Annotated in this window: 21 protein-coding genes; 12 read left to right on the top strand and 9 right to left on the bottom strand. The window is 38.2% G+C overall.

Translation table 11 applies throughout. The features are described from left to right. Positions 1-105 precede the first annotated feature (105 nt). Positions 106-2,634 (bottom strand): OstA-like protein, encoded by a 2,529-nt coding sequence (locus OK025_RS03825; protein WP_317668388.1) that lies wholly within the window; start codon positions 2,632-2,634, stop codon positions 106-108. A 99-nt stretch (positions 2,635-2,733) separates the two neighbouring features. Between OK025_RS03825 and tilS the strand changes: the two genes are divergently transcribed. The 7 genes from tilS (at position 2,734) to OK025_RS03790 (ending at position 7,842) form a co-directional block, all read left to right on the top strand. Further along, on the top strand, positions 2,734-4,065 hold the full coding sequence (tilS, locus tag OK025_RS03820) for a tRNA lysidine(34) synthetase TilS (RefSeq protein ID WP_317668387.1): 1,332 nt from the start codon (positions 2,734-2,736) through the stop codon (positions 4,063-4,065). A 144-nt stretch (positions 4,066-4,209) separates the two neighbouring features. Continuing rightward, positions 4,210-4,704: a hypothetical protein gene (locus OK025_RS03815; RefSeq protein WP_317668386.1), complete on the top strand. Its 495-nt coding sequence runs from the start codon at positions 4,210-4,212 to the stop codon at positions 4,702-4,704. Between the two features lie 89 nt (positions 4,705-4,793). Then, complete coding sequence (locus OK025_RS03810) at positions 4,794-5,114, top strand: DUF4834 family protein (protein WP_088160261.1); 321 nt, start codon at positions 4,794-4,796, stop codon at positions 5,112-5,114. A 33-nt stretch (positions 5,115-5,147) separates the two neighbouring features. Then, on the top strand, positions 5,148-6,251 hold the full coding sequence (gene recF, locus OK025_RS03805; protein WP_317668385.1) for a DNA replication/repair protein RecF: 1,104 nt from the start codon (positions 5,148-5,150) through the stop codon (positions 6,249-6,251). Further along, positions 6,244-6,570 (top strand): DUF721 domain-containing protein, encoded by a 327-nt coding sequence (locus OK025_RS03800; protein WP_070560660.1) that lies wholly within the window; start codon positions 6,244-6,246, stop codon positions 6,568-6,570. Before recF ends, OK025_RS03800 begins: the two co-directional genes overlap by 8 nt. Before the next feature lie 11 nt (positions 6,571-6,581). Next, a complete protein-coding gene (locus OK025_RS03795; RefSeq protein ID WP_317668384.1) occupies positions 6,582-7,145 on the top strand; it encodes a Crp/Fnr family transcriptional regulator in 564 nt (187 codons plus the stop codon). Between the two features lie 262 nt (positions 7,146-7,407). Beyond that, positions 7,408-7,842 carry an SRPBCC domain-containing protein gene (locus tag OK025_RS03790; RefSeq protein WP_317668383.1) on the top strand — a complete coding sequence of 145 codons (435 nt, stop codon included), beginning with the start codon at positions 7,408-7,410 and terminating at the stop codon, positions 7,840-7,842. Positions 7,843-8,208: 366 nt separating this feature from the next. Here the strand turns inward: OK025_RS03790 and OK025_RS03785 are convergent, their stop codons facing one another. The 3 genes from OK025_RS03785 to sucC all read right to left on the bottom strand — a co-directional run bounded on the left by OK025_RS03785 (position 8,209) and on the right by sucC (position 11,939). Further along, positions 8,209-8,829 carry an L-threonylcarbamoyladenylate synthase gene (locus OK025_RS03785; protein ID WP_075991081.1) on the bottom strand — a complete coding sequence of 207 codons (621 nt, stop codon included), beginning with the start codon at positions 8,827-8,829 and terminating at the stop codon, positions 8,209-8,211. Positions 8,830-8,978: 149 nt separating this feature from the next. Then, the gene (gene asnS / locus OK025_RS03780; RefSeq protein ID WP_317668382.1) at positions 8,979-10,424 is read right to left on the bottom strand and encodes an asparagine--tRNA ligase; all 1,446 of its coding nucleotides are present in this window, start codon (positions 10,422-10,424) and stop codon (positions 8,979-8,981) included. Positions 10,425-10,745: 321 nt separating this feature from the next. Then, positions 10,746-11,939, bottom strand: a complete 1,194-nt coding sequence (gene sucC, locus OK025_RS03775) for an ADP-forming succinate--CoA ligase subunit beta (RefSeq protein ID WP_077437873.1) — start codon at positions 11,937-11,939, stop codon at positions 10,746-10,748. A gap of 172 nt (positions 11,940-12,111) precedes the next feature. On the opposite strand from sucC, the gene OK025_RS03770 reads away from it, so the two are divergent. The 4 genes from OK025_RS03770 (at position 12,112) to OK025_RS03755 (ending at position 15,011) form a co-directional block, all read left to right on the top strand. Further along, complete coding sequence (locus OK025_RS03770) at positions 12,112-12,762, top strand: ABC transporter ATP-binding protein (protein WP_317669755.1); 651 nt, start codon at positions 12,112-12,114, stop codon at positions 12,760-12,762. Positions 12,763-12,791: 29 nt separating this feature from the next. After that, entirely contained in the window at positions 12,792-13,271 is a 480-nt protein-coding gene (locus OK025_RS03765) for a hypothetical protein (protein ID WP_317668381.1), read from the top strand. A 77-nt stretch (positions 13,272-13,348) separates the two neighbouring features. Continuing rightward, complete coding sequence (locus tag OK025_RS03760) at positions 13,349-13,879, top strand: HAD family hydrolase (RefSeq protein ID WP_317668380.1); 531 nt, start codon at positions 13,349-13,351, stop codon at positions 13,877-13,879. 127 nt (positions 13,880-14,006) lie between these two features. Further along, positions 14,007-15,011, top strand: coding sequence for a LacI family DNA-binding transcriptional regulator (locus OK025_RS03755; protein ID WP_286896824.1), 1,005 nt, complete (start codon positions 14,007-14,009; stop codon positions 15,009-15,011). A gap of 81 nt (positions 15,012-15,092) precedes the next feature. Here the strand turns inward: OK025_RS03755 and lpdA (OK025_RS03750) are convergent, their stop codons facing one another. Beyond that, positions 15,093-16,481 (bottom strand): dihydrolipoyl dehydrogenase, encoded by a 1,389-nt coding sequence (gene lpdA / locus OK025_RS03750; protein ID WP_317668379.1) that lies wholly within the window; start codon positions 16,479-16,481, stop codon positions 15,093-15,095. 245 nt (positions 16,482-16,726) lie between these two features. On the opposite strand from lpdA (OK025_RS03750), the gene OK025_RS03745 reads away from it, so the two are divergent. Beyond that, positions 16,727-17,026 (top strand): DUF3817 domain-containing protein, encoded by a 300-nt coding sequence (locus OK025_RS03745; protein ID WP_046674086.1) that lies wholly within the window; start codon positions 16,727-16,729, stop codon positions 17,024-17,026. 87 nt (positions 17,027-17,113) lie between these two features. Here OK025_RS03745 and OK025_RS03740 read toward each other — a convergent pair whose 3' ends face one another. From OK025_RS03740 to OK025_RS03725, 4 genes are all read right to left on the bottom strand, one after another. Further along, positions 17,114-17,518 (bottom strand): acyl-CoA thioesterase, encoded by a 405-nt coding sequence (locus OK025_RS03740; RefSeq protein ID WP_075991086.1) that lies wholly within the window; start codon positions 17,516-17,518, stop codon positions 17,114-17,116. Positions 17,519-17,585: 67 nt separating this feature from the next. Further along, entirely contained in the window at positions 17,586-18,992 is a 1,407-nt protein-coding gene (gene lpdA / locus OK025_RS03735; protein ID WP_317668378.1) for a dihydrolipoyl dehydrogenase, read from the bottom strand. Positions 18,993-19,204: 212 nt separating this feature from the next. Beyond that, positions 19,205-19,738, bottom strand: a complete 534-nt coding sequence (locus tag OK025_RS03730) for a plastocyanin/azurin family copper-binding protein (protein WP_075991088.1) — start codon at positions 19,736-19,738, stop codon at positions 19,205-19,207. A 175-nt stretch (positions 19,739-19,913) separates the two neighbouring features. Continuing rightward, entirely contained in the window at positions 19,914-21,515 is a 1,602-nt protein-coding gene (locus OK025_RS03725; RefSeq protein WP_286896815.1) for a response regulator, read from the bottom strand. Positions 21,516-21,527 lie beyond the last annotated feature (12 nt).

Genomic DNA, 21,527 nt, shown 5'->3' with positions numbered 1-21,527 from the left:
GGAATGAGCACATCTGATAGGATCAGCAGATAGCCTTAAACACAAAAAAGCAGCGCAAAACAATTTGTTTTGCGCTGCTTTTTTGTGCGACTCAGTATTGGCCGGTTATTTAGCTTTTACTTTTGTCTGTGTACTATCTTGTGCAGGTATTATCGTCGATTTATTAGTTGTTGAGTCGGACTTTGCAGCAACTTTGTCGGTTGCGGTCTTTACATTTGTTTCTGTAGCGTTGGCTTTAGTCGTTGTTTCAGATGGTTTAGCTGTTTTGGTAGCAGCGCTTGTTTTATTGTTTGTAGCGTCTACCTCTTTTTCTTTCTCGGGCGTTTCGTTCGCACCAGCTTTATTGGTGGCACCTTTTTGAGGGGTAGTTGTTTTATCACCTTTCTTAATAGACTTCATTGTTCCAGATTCTTCACCTTCTGGTGCCGCCGGAACCGTAAATGATGCTTTTGAAAGATCTCTTTTTCGATTTAATAAATCATCTTTTGATTTAGGTCGATCTTCGGGGCGCCAGATGAAATTCGGAAGAAACTCCTTGTCGGCCGTGACTTCAGCAATAGGATATACTTTGCCATCCACTTTCCGAATAGATACATATTCCTTCAGCTTATTATCTTCCATCAAGATCTTAAAACGGCTGCTTCGATCATGGATAAGCTCAGTTGTTACATTGGTCTTTTCATCAATATTGTAGAAGATATTTTCAGCGTTGCCATCAACAAACAGACGTTCCATACGGTTATTGGTGAAAAAGCTGGTAATCTTCCGACCTTTAATCTGATTGAATTTTAATGAGTCGCTTGTTGCGTTTACCATGAAAGCGTTACCGACAAGTAGTGAATTGTCTAATTTTTGATTCTTTACCTGTAGGAATATGGTATCTCCAGAGATTTGTGAGTTTTCGGCCCACATCATTGGTTTTCCCATTAGTCTGAACATGGAATCTTGCATACCATAATACATAGAATCTGCTACAGCTTGCAGGTCCGATTTAAATAATCGGGCATTATAATATGCCTTTATAATCCGTGTTTTGGCCGTATCCTGGGCGAGAGAATCCCGATTACCCTGTTGGGCATTTTTTAAAGCTGCGCCCATCAGTTTATCGGATTCACCGCCTTTCGGGATGATCGCTTTTTTACGCAATACACTATCAGCCTTAAGGTTTTTTTCAATTTCTATCTTGTTTTGATCACCGACAATAGCTGGTGTTTTCTTTGCTGCAATCGGTTTCTTATTTGTCAGGGTATCTTGTACTTTTTTAATGCTCTTTTCAAGAACCGGTTTGCCGTTGTCTTTTTTAGGCAAACTGTCGATTCCCTTGTGAAGGTTATCTTTTATATTTTCTAATGTACCCGTGGAATCAACTGTTGTTGAGCTGGAATCCTGGTCACCATAATCGACCTCATTGTCGTCCTCAATAGCCCCGCCTTCACGATTCAATTTAAAATCTTTTGCAATATAATCTCGGCGAAATATCATCTGTGAGAAGAGCGTGTCGGCTGTCATAAAAACAGAATCTACCTGTGCGTCAGCCTTAAGTGGTTTATTATTGCCGCTTTTGATATTTTTACCTGGATGTTCCTTTTCTTCTAGAGCAACTTGTGATTTGGTTTTATTTGATTTGAGGTCATCTTTGCGTTGTTCTTTTTCAATCTTCTTTAATTCTTTAGCTTCATTTTTTAGCTCTTTCTCCGACTTTTGTTGGACAGGAGACAAAGAAGATACAGAATCTTTTTGTGTTGAATCTTTTTTAACAACCGAAATGATCAGTGGTTTGTCTGTCATCGTAATGGATTCATTCCTCCCGTTGTACAAACCAAATCCACCATAGGCGTAAAATTTGTCTAAAGTATCAACAAAGACCACATTTTTTACGGCTTTACCGATTCCCACTTGTCTATCGTAGAATAGGCTGTCACCCTTAAGAAACTTTGTCCCTTCTGTATAAAGGTTGTTTTTAGAGAAATAAGCCTGGCCCGTTGCCATATGGTATCGGCCTTTTTCAGTATACAGGTTTTCCCCTTTATTTCCCTTGATATTGGTAGGCCCATAGAAATCAGTAATACGTGTATTACCATTATATTTCATGGAGTCCGTGTAGACTTTTACATTGGTTGACCGGACCACAACTTTTTGATTGAAATAAGATTCCCCTGTATTTTCGAAATAAGTAGCTCGCTGGCTTGTAATTGTATCGCTTCCGGATAGAATACGCCCGCCACTGTAATAATTACCGATTTTACTTCGCATATTATAGACAAGGTGATCAGTTGTCAGTATAGAGCCACTGGTGCTGACCATTCGTACAGCGCCCGTAAGTGTAGCGAGCTGCATGGCCGCTTCATAGTGTAATTTATTGGAAAATATCTGCGTACCGTCGGGTTGAGTAATGATTACATTTCCAAAGGCTTCAAAAAATTGTCTGCCAATTTTGTCTTTGTGTAAATAGCCACTATCTGATGATAGTGTTGAGCCTACATGTTCATAGACTGGGCGGTAAAAGAGGATATTGCCGTCTTTTCCAGTAATAATATGGGATGATGAAAGAAGCTTTAGTTCATCCTGTTTCTGCGCTTGGACCGACAAGCCAGTTAAAATAAATACAATAAGTGTATAAATGTATTGTTTCACAAGGGCAAAAATATGGATTTTAATTGCTACTTCACTGGATTTCACAAATTTTAAGACTTGAATTTATCATTCGGACAAAATATACCGTAACTTTGTTATATGAATGTGCTGGAAAGACTAATGGGCTATATTGAAAAGGAGCATTTGTTGATGCCTCATGATAAAATATTGCTTACGGTGAGTGGGGGGAAGGACTCGATGTTAATGGCACATTTATTTGCAAAAGCAGGGTATACGATTGCTATTGCACATTGCAATTTTCAATTAAGGGGGGCGGAATCGGAAGCGGATGAAGCTCTAGTCAGAAAATTTGCAGCGGAAAATAATGTTCCAATATACGTGAAGCACTTTGATACACAAGCTTACGCAAAGGACCATCAGATTTCGATTCAAATGGCGGCACGGGAACTTCGTTATGCTTGGTTTGAAAAATTGCGACATGAGCTGCAGTTCGACCGAATTGCAGTAGCTCAGCATCTGAACGATCATATCGAAACGGTACTCCTAAACCTTTCACGTGGAACCGGTCTCCAAGGACTCCAGGGTATTTTTCCTATCAGAGAGCGTATCATCCGACCACTGCTTTTTCTGAAGGCAAGCGAAATTGAACATTTTGTGAATATGTATGGGATTGCTTATCGAGACGATCAATCCAACTTTTCAACAAAATATGCACGTAATAAAATAAGGATTGATATCATCCCACATTTTAAAAAACTTCAGCCAGATTTTGAAATGGTCTTCGAGCAGAATATCAATCATTTTAAGGAATCTTACCAGCTGTTGCAGCAATTTGTGGAGCCCATTCGGAGAAAACTGTTTTACCCTATAGATGAGGGTTGGGGAGTTCGGAAAGAAGATCTGGAACCCTATATGGATAATTTGCCTTTGCTCTATGAGCTGTTTTCGGCTTTTAATTTCTCAAAGCCGGTGCTAAGTGATCTTCAGCAAGCTTGGTCAAGAGAATCGGGGCGTATTTTTCAATCCGATGCCTACCATATGCTCCTGGATAGAAATGAACTTTTTATTCGTGAAAAGGAATTTATTTCACCCGATGAGGCTTTGATCACCTCCGAAACTTCAACTGTGGAGTGGAAGCACTATTGTTTTCATGCCAATGTTTCTGCGGATCTAGCTATTGTCAAAGCGAGTGGGGTTGCAAAGCTGGATTATGATGTATTGGTTTTTCCGCTTACGATTCGTTCGTGGAAAGTTGGCGATAGCTTTTATCCTTTAGGTATGGAAGGGCGCAAGAAGTTGAGTGATTTTTTTATCAATAAAAAGATCAGCTTATTTGAAAAGGAAAATATTCCGATCGTGGTGAATGGAAATGGAGATATCCTTTGGGTAGCCAATTATCGCATGGACAATCGTTATAAAATTACCGCCAATACAAAAAAAGTCCTTACTTTAGTTTGCAGAACTGATTAACAAGAAAAATTGTTGCTGCTAAAAATGATGGAATGATCCTGAATGATATAAAATCTATTGAAGCAAAAATGATACTAATGAGGAGTTCAAATAATAAGAGACAATGGTGCGAAGTCTCCAAATTAATAGCTAAATCTTAAGTAAATGAAAGAAGGTGTACTCTATTCGGAAAATCAATATTTAGGTCGTGACCGCGTTTGGATCAGTGTGCGTTTAGTGCTCGTACTTTTTTGCTTTACGGCATTTTATTTGAATTTAGACCATTTGATATCGAGCCAATTGTTCTTTATTGTAGGAGTAGGTATTATCATCACGTCTATTGTCATGATGTATATGGTATTATTCCGTACGGAAGTATTTCAAGACCATATACTTATTAGTGGACTATGGTCTACTCGAGTCGTCAAAATCGATCTTGCTTCTATTAAAAAAATAGAGAAGGCGCCATATAGCACATTCTTTTTCAATAATCCAGTTTATAATCTGCATACAAAGGGAAAGATTAAATTCTTTGCTGGCGGCAAAAATGCAGTTTTTTTAACGGATAAAGATGGTCTTACTTATGTGTTGGGTACACAGCGCCAGGAAGAGCTTTATCGAATTATTATGGAAACAAAAGCGCGATTAGGAAAGTCTTAAAATTTGTTAATAAATTCTTATCTGACATTTTAAAGACAACAGTTTATCGAGTTATTGGTTAAATTTGAGAAAATAGCAACGAATTAACTATGGCATTTTTAAAATTTATACTTATTACATTCGCTGTTTACTTTGTAGTAAGATTCTTATTTAGATTATTTTTACCGTTTGCAATGCGTAAAGCAGCTGAAAAGTTGATGAAAAAAGCGCAACAGCAGGGTGGAGCATACGGTAGCCAAGGATCAGGCGGTACCTTTTATTATGAATTTAATGGTCAAGGGCAACAGGAAAGTAAAAGGTCTCAGCCCGAAGGTAAAGTACATGTCGATTACATTCCACCCAAAGAAAGCCCTGAACGTAAAGGAACTGAAACCGCTGGTGAGTTTGTGGATTTTGAGGAAATAAAATAATTTTTAGCAATCCAAATAGCGTATCTTTGTGCTATGTGGCTGAAGCAACTTTCTGTTCTAAATTTCAAGAATTACTCGGAATCATCTTTGGAATTTCTCCCCGAGGTAAATGCGTTTACAGGGAATAATGGTGTTGGTAAAACCAATCTTTTGGATGCGATTCACTATTTATCACTCTGTAAAAGTTATTTCAATCCAATTGATTCGCAGCATATCAAATCAGGCAATGACTGGTTTATGGTACAGGGTGAATTTGATAAAGAATCCAATAGTGATTTCATTTCTTGTAGCCTTAAAAAAAATCAGAAAAAGCAATTTAAAAAAAATAAAAAGGATTATCCCCGACTGGCTGATCATATCGGCTTATTTCCTTTGGTCATGGTATCCCCAAACGATAGCATCATTGTCACAGATGGGAGTGAAGAGCGTAGAAAGTTTGTGGATAATGTGATTTCCCAAACAGATAATAAATATTTAGATACCCTGATTATTTATAATAAGTTTTTAGCCCAACGTAACAGTCTCCTTAAACAAGCACGTCAAACCAGTGTATTGGATCTTGGCCTAATCGAAATTCTCAATTTTCAACTTGAAGAAGTTGGAAATATTATTTTTCAAAAAAGAAGGTCTTTTATGGAGGAGTTTCAGCCGGAGTTTGACCGACACTATCGGTTCCTCACCGAGGATGCAGAGTCTGTTCAATTACACTATGAATCGCCTTTAATGACAGATTCGTTTCTAAATATTTTGGAGAAGAATTTGGAACGTGACCGTATGCTGGAACGCACAACGCAAGGAATACATAAAGATGATCTGATCTTTACCATTCACGGTGGAATGCCCTTAAAGAAGTTTGGTTCTCAGGGCCAACAAAAATCTTTTCTAATTGCTTTGAAGCTTGCACAATATTCTTATCTCCAGCAGAAAAAGGGTTTTAAGCCCTTACTTCTTTTGGATGACATCTTTGATAAACTTGATGATCGCCGTACACACAAATTGATGCAGATGGTTTCAGAAGATGATTTTGGACAGATTTTCCTGACAGATACGGATTCCGTGAGAATTCAGCGAATCTTTGACGAAATCAGCCGACCTGTTCGTATATTTGATATTGAAGGAGGACAAGTCAATGTATAAGAAGCAAACTAAAAAAAGCCTAGAATTCATTCGGTCAAGCGACGATATGACAATTAAGGAGGGGGTTGAGCGTCTTCTTGAGGCTTATAAACTACGAAGAAAATTTGATGAAACTTCGATCGCATCTGTTTGGCCTCAATTGATTGGTAAAGCTATTGCTAATCGCACACAGCAGCTATATGTTCGTGATAAAAAACTGTTCGTACGTGTAGAGTCTGCTGTTATTAAGAATGAATTGGCGCTTATGCGAAGACAAATTCTAGGAAGGGTAAATGAATATGTAGGTCACGTCATTATTGAAGAAGTCGTGATTTTATAAAACCTCCTTTCATGTTAGATCAGCTCTTTCAAGATTTTTTTCCTATTTCTGAGGCTAGTTCCTTAAAACTTTTCTCAAACTTCGAGCGTATTGAATTAAAACGAGGGGAATATCTGATCAAGGTGGGCGATTATTCTTCCAATCTGTTTGTGATAGAATCCGGATTAATCCGTCAATATGCTTGGTCAAAAAAAGGAGAGTTTACGCAATGGATAGGTACAAGGAATCATTTTGTGACAGATCTTGCTTCTTTCATTTTTGACAAGGCTTCCATATGGAATTTCCAATGCGTTAGCGATTGTACGGTATACCGTTTGTCAAAGTCCGATTACCAGCGAATGGAATCCGAAATTGTGGAATGGAATAAATTTGAGAAGGCTTTTTTGGCAAAATGCTTTTGTACTATGGAGCAGCGAATCTCAGATTTTATTTGTCTAACAGCGGAAGAAAGATATGTCCAATACTTTGAACAACATAAATTATTATTTCAACAAGTTCCCCTTCAATATATCGCCTCCGTGTTGGGTATGAGCCCAGAAACCTTGAGTCGTATTCGAACAAAAATAAGTTCTTGATAAAAGTCAAGAGCGAGCTGCCTGCCTTTTTCTAGTTTTGTCTTGTAGCTGTTAACGAACAGCCTGCTTAATCGAACACGTAACCAAAATTTTGTGTATTTATACATTTATATGGTTCATATTAAGCTTGGAGTAGTTTGTTTGCAGTTGTAATAATTGAAATTAAGATAAAACTAGAATAGCATCACATGTGCTTTATCGTTATTTGAAGACAGGTGAAGAAGCTTGAGCTATTTTGTCATTTCAGCAATAAAAAAACAAAATGAAAAAGATTGAAACGAGTATTCTCATTGATGCAACAGCAGAAGAGGTTTGGCAGGTATTAATTGAATTTAAGGCTTATTCCCAATGGAGCCCAACAATCAAACAGTTTGAAAAGCAACCGGTAGTCGGAAAACGCTGCAAAGTCCTTTTAGAACAACCAAACGGATTCAAGATCAAAATGAATCCAAAATTCCTGTCTATTGAACAGCATAGCGAGCTGCGCTGGAAAGGAGATTTATTCTTTCCAGGTATTTTTGATGGCGAGCATTATTTTAGGTTAGAACAAGTGGGAGCTTCACAAGTTAGATTTGTCCAAGGTGAATTTTTTTCTGGATTGCTGGTTCCTTTTCTGGGAAAACTACTGATAGAAACAAAGCGCGGATTTGAACTTTTCAACATAGCGATAAAAAGGCGGGTGGAGTATCGTTCTTAACTTTCCACAGAGTTCTGTTAGTATAGTTTATTTATAAACACGATATTTAGCGAATTTGTCGATGAATGTTATCTTATACACATTTTTATGTGTATAACCCCTAGTTTTACACATTTTGTTACTTTTTTGAATCCTTTCGGTTTGCGTTATTAACAATTCGATGTTGATAAGTGGTCGGTTATACACATTTTGTGTTAATATGTCCATGTCAACAGACTGCTTATTAACATTTCTTGTGTTAATAAGTAGTCTATTTTGTTGATAAGTATGTTGATGGAGTGGTTTATGCACAAATTACCAACAATGCTGCTGCTGGGAATTTTGCAAATAGTTAATAAGGGGAGTTTCTATTGAAAGTTGGTTTTTTTATAGGAATTGCTCCAAATCACCTTTTCCTTCACGAATAACATCAAAAGTTCCTTCGGTAACATCGACCACGGTAGATGCGACATTATCGCCATAACCGCCATCTATAACAGCATCAACTAGATCTTCGTATTTTTCGTGAATTAATTCAGGATCAGTAGAATACTCAATAATTTCATCTTCATCGTGAATGGAGGCTGTCACAATAGGGTTGCCTAATTGTTTGACTATTTCACGAACAATATTATTGTCTGGGACACGGATACCCACAGTCTTCTTTTTGGAACTTAGGAGCTTAGGGACTTTAGTTGTTGCATTAAAAATAAAAGTAAAAGGTCCAGGTAAGGCTTTTTTTAATACGCGGAAAACGGAGGTATCGAAGGATTTTGTGTATTGCGAAATATCTGTTAAATCATAACATATAAATGATAGATTTGCTTTTTCAGGCTTTAGCCCTCTAATTTCACATACTCGTTCTATGGCTTTTTGTTGCGTGATATCACAGCCAATACCATATACGGTATCGGTAGGGTAGATGATTACACCACCACGTCGAAGAATATCAACCGCCTGTTCTATTGCCTTGGGGTTGGGGTTGTCGTTATATATCTTAATAAGCATTTTCTATTGTTGTTAAGTACCTGAATTAGGTTTGATCTCAAGCCCTATTGAAGGATGCCAATTGGGCAATGGTTACTATCTGTCTTCAGATACGCTATATCTAAAAGAACAACAGCCAAAATATTTTGTTTTGGCTGTTGTTCTTTATATTAAAATTCTGCGTTTTTCGGCGTACGTGGGAATGGAATGACGTCGCGGATATTGGTCATTCCTGTCGTGAATAAAACGAGGCGTTCAAAACCTACGCCAAATCCAGAATGCGGTACCGATCCAAAACGGCGTGTATCCAAGAACCACTCCATTTCTTCTGCGGGAATACCAACTTCAGCCATACGATCAAGTAAACGATCAAGATTTTCTTCACGCTGCGAACCACCGACCATTTCACCAATACCTGGGAAAAGAATATCCATGGCACGTACGGTGTTTCTTCCTTGCGCATCCGGCTCATTTTGCTTCATATAGAAGGACTTGATTTCGCGTGGATAGTCTGTTAAGATAACAGGTTTCTTGAAGTGTTTTTCAACCAAATAGCGTTCGTGTTCCGATTGTAAATCTGCCCCCCAATCATCAATTAAATATTTGAATTGTTTCTTTTGGTTTGGTTTGCTACGCTTTAATATTTCAACAGCATCGGTATAGGTAACGCGTTCAAAATCGTTTGTTAATACGAAATTTAATTTCTCAACAAGGTTTAATTCTGAGCGTTCTGCAGCGGGCTTGGATTTTTCTTCTTCCAACAAACGATTTTTGAGGAACTCGATTTCTTCTGGACAAGTTTCCAAAGCGTATTTGATGACATATTTCAGCAAAGCTTCGGCCAAGTCCATATTGTCTTCTAATTCATAGAAAGCCATTTCGGGTTCGATCATCCAAAATTCGGCTAAGTGACGTGTTGTATTTGAGTTTTCCGCTCTAAATGTCGGACCGAACGTGTAGATGTTTCCAAATGCCATGGCACCAAGCTCACCTTCCAGTTGTCCCGATACCGTAAGGTTCGTCGATTTTCCAAAGAAGTCTTCCTTGAAATCGATATCTCCATTTTCTTTGCGTGGCGGGTTTTTTAAATCCAGGGTTGTAACCTGAAACATTTCTCCAGCACCTTCCGCATCCGAACCTGTGATGATTGGTGTATGCATGTAGACAAAGTCGTTTTCCTGAAAAAACTTATGTACCGCAAATGCTAAAGCATTACGCACCTTGAATACCGCATTGAATGTTCCGGTACGGAAACGCAAATGCGCAATTTCACGTAAAAATTCTAAGCTATGCTTTTTAGGCTGTAATGGATATTTTTCGGGGTCAGAGTCGCCAATAATGCTTACCTCGGTAGCTTTAACTTCAACTTTTTGCCCTTTACCCAATGATTCTATCAATTGACCTTTTACGCGGACTGCTGCTCCAGTGGTGATACGTTTTAAGATATCTTCAGGTGTATTTTCAAAATCGACAACTGCTTGAATATTATTGATTGACGAACCGTCATTGATTGCTATAAACTGATTGTTGCGGAAAGTTCTTACCCAACCTTTAACAACGACCTCTTTGCCAAATTCTGTGGCATTCAATAGTTCCTTTATTCTTGTGTGTTCCATCTTAATTTTTGGAGATTGACTTGTAAAAGATGCTTTGTTAAAAAAGCAATACAAAAATAAGCTATTCTGTTGGTTTATTGGCTATAAATGTTGATTTAATTCACTTTATGAAGGTTCGTTAACCTCATAAGGAAAATATATTTTGAAATAAAGACAGGTGAAAACTCAAACATTGGGAAATGGCACACAGCTCGTTTTGCTATGGAATATAGGTTTGCTAAGAAGAGAACTTTTTGTTTGTGTCGCGAACGATACGAAGATTAGAAACAAAAAACGCGGACTAGTTATAGTCCGCGTTTTTTGTTATGATGATTAAAGGAATTAACCTTTCAATACTTTCGTTACCAATTCAGCAGCTTCTTTCAATAAGATTGCAGAATAAACTTGTAAACCGGACTCATCAATTAATTTTTTCGCTTCTTCAGCATTTGTACCTTGAAGGCGAACGATGATTGGAACAGGGATGTTACCGATTTCGCTGTAAGCATCAATTACACCTTGAGCAACACGGTCACAACGAACAATACCACCGAAGATATTAATCAAGATCGCTTTTACGTTAGGGTCCTTTAAAATGATATTGAAACCAGCTTTTACAGTTTCAGCATTTGCAGTACCACCTACGTCCAAGAAATTTGCAGGTTCACCACCAGCTAATTTGATGATATCCATTGTAGCCATTGCTAAACCAGCACCATTTACCATACAACCTACGTTACCATCTAATTTAACGTAGTTTAGGTTTGATTCACCAGCTTCAACTTCTGTTGGATCTTCCTCCGTTACGTCACGCATAGCAGCGTAATCTGGGTGACGGTATAAGGCGTTCTCATCAAGATTTACTTTCGCATCAACTGCTAAGATCTTGTCGTCTGAAGTTTTTAATACCGGATTGATCTCAAACATAGAAGAGTCTGTAGAATCGTATGCTTTGTAAAGAGCGGCAACAAATTTCACCATTTCTTTATGCGCAGCACCAGAAAGACCAAGATTGAAAGCAATTTTACGTGCTTGGAATCCTTGTAAGCCTACTTTTGGATCGATTTCTTCTTTGAAAATCAAGTGTGGTGTTTTTTCTGCAACTTCTTCGATATCCATACCACCCTCTGTAGAGTACATAACAATGTTACGTCCTTTAGCACGGTCTAATAATACAGACATGTAGAATTCTTTTGTTTCGCTCTCGCCAGGATAATAAACGTCTTGAGCTATCAAAACTTTGTTTACTTTTTTACCTTCAGGTCCAGTTTGAGGCGTAACTAATTGCATGCCAATGATGTCAGTTGCTCTTTGTTTGACTTCATCTAAGTTCTTAGCCAACTTGACACCACCACCTTTACCACGGCCACCAGCGTGAATTTGAGCTTTAACAACAACCCAATCAGAATTGTAGTCTTCTTTCATTTTTTTGGCCGCTTCCACAGCTTGCTCTGGAGTATCTGCTACGATACCTTCCTGTACGCGCACACCAAAGCTCTTTAGTATTTGCTTTCCTTGATATTCGTGAATGTTCATTTGCAAAAATATTTGGCGTAAAAATATAATTTTTTGGGGGATAAGACAAGGGATAAGTTGCTCTTTTATCTATTTTTTGACATTTAGGCAAAATAAAATGGCTGGAATAGAGAAATAACAGCTTATTTATTCAAACGCGTGGTATCGTAAATTTATTTATCTTTGTCCTATGATGTTACATGCCAAAGGAATTCACAAAGCTTATGGGTCATTACCAATTTTAAAAGGTGTTGATATCGCTGTTGAAAAAGGGGAAATTGTCAGTATCGTTGGTGCCTCAGGAGCTGGTAAAAGTACGCTGTTACACATCATTGGTACATTGGATAAAGCCGATCAGGGGTCGGTATTCATAAATGGTGTTGATGTTCAAAAATTGAGTGCTAAAAAGCTGAGCGCCTTCCGAAATGAACATATTGGCTTTGTTTTTCAATTTCACCATTTGTTGCCCGAATTTACCGCATTGGAAAATGTCTGTATTCCTGCTTTTATCCAAGGAAAAGGAAGATCTGAGGCAGAAGCTAAAGCAAAGGAATTGTTGGAATTGTTGGGCGTTTCTCACCGTATTGACCATAAACCGGCTGAAATGTCGGGTGGTGAACAACAACGTGTTTCTGTGGCCCGTGCCTTGATCAATGATCCTTCCATTATTTTGGCAGATGAACCTTCAGGTAATCTCGATTCGGAAAATGCTGCCGCTTTACATCAATTGTTTTTTGATCTTAGACATCAATTTCAGCAGACATTTATTATCGTTACCCATAATGAGGAGCTTGCCCGAATTTCGGATCGAACGATTCATATGCGCGATGGGTTAGTCGTGTAACAGTAATCCGGATTATAACTATATTTTTAATGAAGAAAATACTCATAACTTTCGGAACCAGACCTTTGGCGATGCGTATCGCGAAAAGACTTGGTGCTGATTTCGAAATAGTATATGCAAGTTCAGAAGATATTCCCGAATTGCTTTTAGCATCGGGGAAATATGCCAAAATTCCGAAAGGCCTTCTTCCAACTTTTGCACACGAGGTGCTCAAATTAAGCTTAGACCAACAGGTTGATTATGTGCTGCCTTTAGGTGGTTTTGAACTGGAACCATTGGCTGCAGCCAAAGTTTTATTTGAGGAATATCAGATTTCAGTTCTTGTCCCCGATAAGGATCTGCTTGAAGCTATTCCTGTTATGGAAAATCCACCAGCTGATTTGCCTTATAGACTTCTGTCCAAGGGCAACGATTTATTGAACTCAGCGACTTTCGAAAGATCACTGGATGGATTGTTTGTTGCTTCGGATTCCGGGGAGGATTTAGCATTAATTTGTGTGTCCAAATAGAATCTTATTTTTGTGGTTAGTGTCATTAAGGTTTTAACCCTGTCGACACAGCCCTTAATTTTAAGCTTTTACATATCATGATGTTCCCAGAAGAAAAAAAGGTATATGTTTTTGAATTAGATGACGTTGTTTTTCCTAAAAAGGATTACTTACTTCAAGTATATTATCTTTTTGCTAATTTTATAGAATTTACAGAGACTGTTCCGGCTCAAGCAGATTTGGTTCAATTTATGAAAAATCACCTCGAGCATCAAGGTGAGAATTTATTGTTCGAACATGCGCAGCAAACTTTTGGATTTGATCAAAAATATAAGGAGAATTTTGAGCGGCTTCATGTCAATGCAATTTTGCCGCTACGGTTACATTTGTTTGATCATATTCATACGCTGTTTAGGCAGTTAAAAGCCGCAGATAAACATGTTTGTATTTTGACGAAAGGAAATCCGCTAGAACAGCTCAATAAAGTCAAATTTGTGGATTGGGGTGAATATGGGGATGATATAAAAGTTTACTTTAAGGATGAACTTGTTTTTAGGGGAATTGATCCATTGGAGTTCCTCGCCAATGAGTTTACGGTAGACACGACCGCAATTCAATTTGTAGACTAACTTTACAGTCAGTATCTTTGTTGAATCTACCAACAATAATTGTTATTAAAGTCGTTGTCGATATTGTTGAGAAAAAATTATGATTAGGGATATAAAAGCCCTATTTTTATATAAAGCCCTTGGATTTATGAATAAAGTGAACAAGCCTGCCACGATTAAAGAAATTGCCAAGAAGCTGAAAATCAGTCCTTCGACGGTTTCTAGAGCATTGAATGATCATCCTAGTATTGGATTGGTAACAACAATGCGCGTAAAAAAAATGGCCGAAGAATTGAATTATGAACCCAATCAAACGGCTATATTCTTCAAGCAGCGTAAAACTTTTACGATTGCTGTTATCTTACCGAGTTTGTCTGAACCATTTTTTTCTTTTGCGATCAGTGAAATTGAAAATGTTGCGTCAGAACACCGATATACTGTTTTGATGGGACAATCATTGGACGATCCTGATCGAGAAGAACAGATCTTGAAAACATTTAAAAACCATCGTGTCGATGGGATTTTGATGTCTATAGGGAAGAAGACGACCAATTTAGAATTCATTGAGAAATTGGAAGCGTCTGGTATACCGATTGTCTTCTTTGACTGTGTACCTAGCTTACCCAATATCAATAAAGTACAAAGCGATCTTTCTACGGGTATGAACGAAGCTGTGGATGCTTTCGTAGCGCGTGGACATAAAGTTATTGCACTTGTAAATGGGCCGAAAACCTTGCCGGCTAGTGAAGATCGAAAAGTAGCTTATCTATCCGCCATGAAAAGGAATGGTATGGATATTCTAGAAAAGAATATCATCGAAACAGACCTGAGTACGGAAGGAAATGAAAAGGCTATGGATAGTATATTTGCGATGTCTGAGCGACCTTCTGCAATTATATCTTTTAATGACTTTGTTACACTTGATTTGATGAAAGCGGCCAGACAAAAGGGGCTTGTCTTAAATCAAGATATTTTCTTTATTAGTTATGCCAACTATCCGTTATGGCAATATATGGAAAATCCGCCAATGGGACGCATAGAGCAATTTCCGGGAATGCAAGCGCGTAAAGCGGCTGAAATTTTATTTGAACGCATTGACAACACCGAAATTGTCGATCAGCAGATCGTCTTTAAGTCGCGATTGGTTATGTAATCGCTATTAACCATTCGATCATAAAACTAAAAAGGGGAAAATCGTTAGATTTTCCCCTTTTTAGTTTTATTTGTTTTAATACTACAAGTGGATCACTTCACCGTAAGCATCAGCACAAGCTTCCATAATCGCTTCACTCATTGTTGGGTGAGGATGGATCGTTTTAATCATTTCATGACCTGTTGTTTCCAGTTTGCGGGCCACAACAACTTCCGCAATCATTTCTGTAACATTGGCTCCGATAAGGTGTGCGCCTAGGAACTCACCATATTTAGCATCAAAGATAACTTTAACAAAGCCATCTTTCGCACCAGCAGCTGACGCTTTTCCAGAAGCTGAGAATGGGAATTTACCAACTTTAATTTCATAGCCAGCTTCTTTCGCCGCTTTTTCGGTATAACCTACAGAAGCAATTTCTGGGGAGCAATATGTACAGCCTGGGATATTATTGTAGTCAATAGGTTCAACATGTAGACCTTTGATTTTTTCCACACAAGTGATTCCTTCTGCTGAGGCAACGTGAGCCAAGGCTTGGCCTTTAACAATGTCACCGATCGCATATACACCTTCGATGTTTGTTTTGTAGAAATCATCTACAACAACACGGCCGCGATCCGTTTTTACACCAACCTCTTCCAAGCCGATATTTTCGATATTTGGAGCGATACCAACAGCCGATAATACAATCTCTGCTTCGATAACTTCAGTACCTTTTTCTGTTTTGATAGAAACTTTGCTCAACTCACCTGTTGTGTCAACGGATTGAACTTCAGATTTCGTTAAGATGGTAATACCTTGTTTCTTTAAGCTTTTCTCTAATTGTTTTGAAATTTCTTCATCTTCAACAGGAACGATTCTATCCATAAACTCTACGATAGTTACTTTTGTTCCGATTGCATTATAGAAATAAGCGAACTCAACACCGATAGCACCTGAGCCAACAACAACTAAAGATTTTGGTTGTTTAGGAAGCGTCATTGCTTGACGGTAGCCGATGATTTTTTTACCATCTTGAGGTAAATTAGGCAATTCACGTGAACGTGCACCAGTCGCTAGGATGGTATGTGTTGCCGAATATTCTTTAGTAGAACCGTCTGCACCTTTTACATCGATTTTACCACCTTTTTTAATTTTTGCAGTTCCATTGATGACGTCGATTTTATTCTTTTTCATCAAGAACTGAATACCTTTACTCATTCCTTCAGCAACCCCGCGACTTCTTTTGACAATAGCGTCAAAATCAGCCTCACCACCTTGAACATTGATGCCGTAATCAGCGGCATGGTTTAAATATTCAAATACCTGAGCACTTTTCAATAATGCTTTTGTAGGGATACAGCCCCAGTTTAGACAGATTCCGCCTAATGATTCGCGTTCAATAATCGCTGTTTTGAACCCTAACTGAGCGGCTCTAATGGCAGCAACATACCCGCCTGGACCACTACCGATTACAATGATGTCGTAATTCATATAAATAAATATTCTGTAGTTGAGTGTTATAGCTTCAAATGACAAAATCTGTGAAGCATATATTCATTCAAAAGTACGCATTTTTTCTGATGAATATGAACTATTTATTGTAAAATTGGCGGTTTCTGATAAAACGCTGTCGCTGTTTCTAGCTGAATGTCACATCCTGGTCAAAGGGGGAAAAATAATAGTTAAAGCGTTTTTAGAGTCTTATTTTTGAAGTTCACAATACACAGTTTATCATTATGTTAAGAATATTCAGACAGATCGCCCTGTGGGAAGCAATCTCCACCATTTGCTTGTTTTTTATTGCCATGCCGTTGAAATATTTCGCGGGAATCCCCGAAGCAGTCAAAATAGCCGGTTCCATTCATGGCTTCTTTGTCGTTATCTTCGTCGTTATGCTGATCATGTCAACTGTAGAATACAAGTGGCCTATATTAAAGGCCGTGAAATATTTCTTGGCTTCTTTGATCCCTATTTTTGGCTTTTGGGTAGAATTGGATCTTAAAAAAGAAATTGAAGGAAAGAGACAGAAATCATAGTTTGTTGAAAAAACGCAAATGCATAAATTTTTGCAAAGGGTTAGGTAGGGGAGAGATACACCAAATTAATAAAGACAGGGGAGATGTTTAATCATCTCTACCTGTCTTCTCAATCCCCATATACGCATAGGTAATGCTATCTTTTCCATGAGGAGCTGGATTGCCATCTTCATCCAGGTTGACAAAGACCAATTTATCGATCGATAGAATTGTTTTCCTGGATATTTTATTACGTACCTCGCAGCGCATCGTTAACGATGTTGTTCCAAAATTGATCGCTTCAATACCCAGTTCGAGAATATCGCCTTGCTTGGCTGAGCTTACAAAGTTTATTTCTGAAATAAATTTCGTAACCACTTTGGGATTTCCTAATTGAACGATAGCATAGATGACCGCTTCTTCATCAATCCATCGTAATAAAGTTCCACCAAATAATGTTCCATTGGGATTTAGGTCTTCGGGTTTGACCCATTTTCTTGTATAAAAATTCATCGTGTATAGGTATTTATGACAAAGGGGAAAAGTTTCCTTTTCCCCTTGAGTATTCGATATTTATCACCTAAGCGTGTATTGCTCTGTTCGCGGTTGCTGCAAGTGCTGCTTCTTTGATTGCTTCAGTATAGGTTGGGTGTGCATGGCAAATACGAGCGATATCCTCTGCAGATGCGCGGTATTCCATAGCTACAGTAGCCTCACCAATCATATCTGCCGCACGTGGTCCAATCATATGTACGCCTAATACCTCATCAGTAGTAGCGTCAGCTAGGACTTTCACAAAACCATCTGTGTCACCCGATGCTTTTGCACGACCAGAAGCTTTGAACGAGAATGATCCAGCTTTGTATTTTACACCGGCCTCTTTAAGTTGCTCTTCAGTCTTTCCAACAGAAGCAACTTCAGGCCAGGTATAAACAACACCTGGAATCAAATTATAATCAATATGTGGTTTTTGACCTGCAATATATTCTGCAACATAGACACCTTCGTCCTCAGCTTTGTGTGCCAACATTGCTCCAGTGATCACATCACCAATTGCGAAGACTCCTTGTACAGCTGTTTCCAGATGGGCATTAACAGGGATTTTCTTGCCTCTTTCTTCTACTGTGATGCCGATATTTTCTAGTCCTAAGCCTTCAGAATATGCGGTACGACCAACGGCTACGATACAATAGTCGCCTTCTAAAGTGACTTCTTGTCCTTTTGGATCTTCAGCAGTTACTTTTACGACTTTACCTTTTGCGGAAGCTCCGGTCACTTTATGGCCTAAATAGAACTCCATGCCCAATGATTTTTTCAAAACACGTTGTAGTTCTTTTCCTAAGCCACCATCCATTGTACCGATGATAGATTTTGCAAATTCAACAACAGAAACTTTTGAACCCAAACGAGCATAAACAGAACCTAGTTCCAAACCTATCACACCACCACCAATGACAATAAGGTGTTTTGGAATCTCTTTTAGGTTAAGTGCTTCGGTTGAGGTAATGATTCTTTTTTTATCTACAGGTAGGAAAGGCAATGAAGTCGGTTTCGATCCCGTTGCGATAATTACATTTTTACCAGTGATCTGCTCTGTCGAACCATCTGCTTTCGTTATTTTGATGGTGTTTTTGTCCACAAATGAACCCACACCCTGAAAACTGTCAATTTTATTCTTCTTGAATAAGAAGGTGATACCGGCAGTATTTTGGGCAATGACATCGTCTTTACGAGCAATCATCTTTGCCATGTCTACTTTCAGGTCTTTTAAGTTGATGCCAAATGCATCAAAATTATGCGCAGCATTGTGGTAATGCTCCGAAGAATCTAAAAGCGCTTTTGAAGGAATACATCCAACGTTAAGACAAGTACCACCAAATGTGCTATATTTTTCAATAACAGCTGTTTTTAATCCTAATTGGGCACAACGGATAGCTCCTACATATCCGCCTGGACCACTTCCGATTACAATTACGTCGTATTGCATTGATTACGTTTTATTTTTTTGTACCACAAATTTAATGATTATTAATGGGATAGGAAATCAAAACTTACGATTTGTGGCCAAAGGGCCTTACTTTACATTTTTTTGATAAAAGAAGGGAAATTATGCACCGTAGGGAGAAATGTAGTGATGCCTGCCTGGGTATAAATCAAAAAAGGATATTCATATTTTGAATATCCTTTTTTACTTATTAGTTATTCTGCAACAATTTTTCCTTGCATGACACCATAGTGACCAGGAAAGCTACAAATAAACGTATAAACTCCTTTTTCAAGTGTAAAAGTGATTTTATCAGTTTCTCCAGGTCCCAATAATTTTGTGTGGGAAACAATTGAAGATAAAGCTGATTTTGGAATATATTCGTCTGCAGCAGCTGCAGCAGCCTCAGCACCAAAAGTTGGCAGGTCAACACCTGGTTTTAGGATAACTACGTTATGTCCCATGGACTCTTTTGGCATAGTACCTGCATTTTTGAAAGATAATTCTACTGGCTCACCCGCTTTTACACGGAATAAATCCTTATTATATTTCATTTGATCGTTACCTTCTAAAGATAAGCTGTTGGAAATAGCCACGTTTTCAATTCCAGGCACTGTTTCTGTTGCTTGGCTTTCTGTTGAAGTTGTCGCTTCTGTACTAGTTGATTTTTCAGACTTGTCACTGTTTCCACCACAAGACGCAATTGATAAAGCAACTGCAACTGCTGGTATCATAAAAAGTTTTTTCATTAGAATGATTGTTTGTTTATCTTTTATTTATTGTAGGCATTTCCGCAGCCTTTAGCGGTTTAGTGATGAAGTTATGACGAACGTAATTCCTTTTTGTATGCACGTTCATGAGAAATAACATCAAACATCTTGATTATGTTCTAAAATTAATGATTTCATTGCTAAATTGAAACTATCATTTCAATTTTGACAATAAAGTATCAATTGTTTTATACAATTTGATAGGATCGAATGGTTTTCCGACAACTTCATTGGCTCCAGCATCGAGCGCTTCCTGTTGTTCGGCTTGGAGCACAGAGGCTGAAATGGAAATAATCGGCATGTTTGCGATTATCGGATTCGCGTTTCGACGTATTTCCTTGATCGCTTCAAAACCACTCATGAGCGGCATATGGGCATCCATAAACACCAGGTCGATTTTTTTCTTATTGATTTCTTCTAGTGCGATGAGTCCATTCGTCGCCAAAGTAATTTCGCAATTCCAGCTTTTGAGGATATTCGCGAGCATAAAGCTGTTTAATTCATTGTCCTCAGCAATGAGCACCATCGGGAAGTTGAACTTGGGCAATTCCGTATAGAGTATCTGCGTTTCTTTTTCTACGGGTTTATCTTTGATTTTGTCGAAAGTACATTCAAAAGAGAAAATACTCCCTTTACCATATTCACTCGATGCAAAAACCCGACCGTTGAGCAGCGCAGCAATACGTTTTACAATTGCGAGGCCCAATCCAGTACCGCCAAATTTTTTGGTTATACTATCTTCTCCTTGTTCAAACGCAATAAATATTTTTTCCAGGGCATCTTCTACGATGCCGATTCCTGTGTCTATCACCTGAAATCGTAAACAGATGCTATGGTTATCTTCAGTTAGGAGCTGAATTTTTAATACAACAGAACCTTCCGAGGTGAATTTGAAACTATTTGATATAAAGTTGGTCAATATTTGTTTCAACCGTAGTGGATCTGTCAGAAAATAACTTGTGATCCGATCGTCCACATCAATGGAAAAATTCAGCCCTTTGTAGATGGCTTTATCAATAAAGAGGTTGTTTAGATCATCGGTAATATCGTGCACTGATGTTGACTCCATGTTAAGTTTCATCATACCTGAGTCGACTTTCGATAGGTCCAATATATCGTTGATAATAGTGAGCAGATTTTGCGAGGCAGAATCCAGCTTGTTAATCCAGTTTTCTTGTTCTAGCGTCAGTTGAGAATTTTTTAGCATCTGTGTAATGCCCATAATACCGTTAATAGGTGTACGGATCTCATGGCTCATATTGGCTAAAAAGGTTTCCTTGGATTTTCGAGCAAGATCGGCCTCTTCTTTCGCTTTGAGAATAGCCTGTTTTGATTCTTCTAAGGCAATGTTTTTTTCTTTAATTTCCTGCTGTATCAGTAATTGCTGCACAAAAGATTTTACTTTCGCGATGGTTGCTTCAGGGTTAAGCGGTTTATATAGATAATCCACAGCGCCGCTATTAAGTCCCTGAATGAGGTATTTGTCTTCTTTTGAAATCGCTGTTACCATAATGGGGATGATATGGTTTGTTTTCGGATTCTTCTTTAGGAAGGAAACAAATTCAAAACCATTGATCTCTGGCATCTGCACGTCAACGAGCGCCAAATCAATATCCTCTTTCCAGCAGATTTTTAAAGCTTCGTTGGGATCTGTGCTCGTCACTATATTTATATTTTCGATATCCTCCAGCAGTGCTGTAAGACTGATAATATTTTCAATTTTATCATCGACAATCAATATATTTATCTTCTTCATTATAGCAAATCT

It is taken from the genome of Sphingobacterium sp. UGAL515B_05 (assembly GCF_033097525.1).
Taxonomy (GTDB): Bacteria; Bacteroidota; Bacteroidia; order Sphingobacteriales; family Sphingobacteriaceae; genus Sphingobacterium.
The sequence above is the reverse complement of the archived record's forward strand: the minus strand, read 5'-3'. Positions and strand labels throughout refer to the sequence as shown.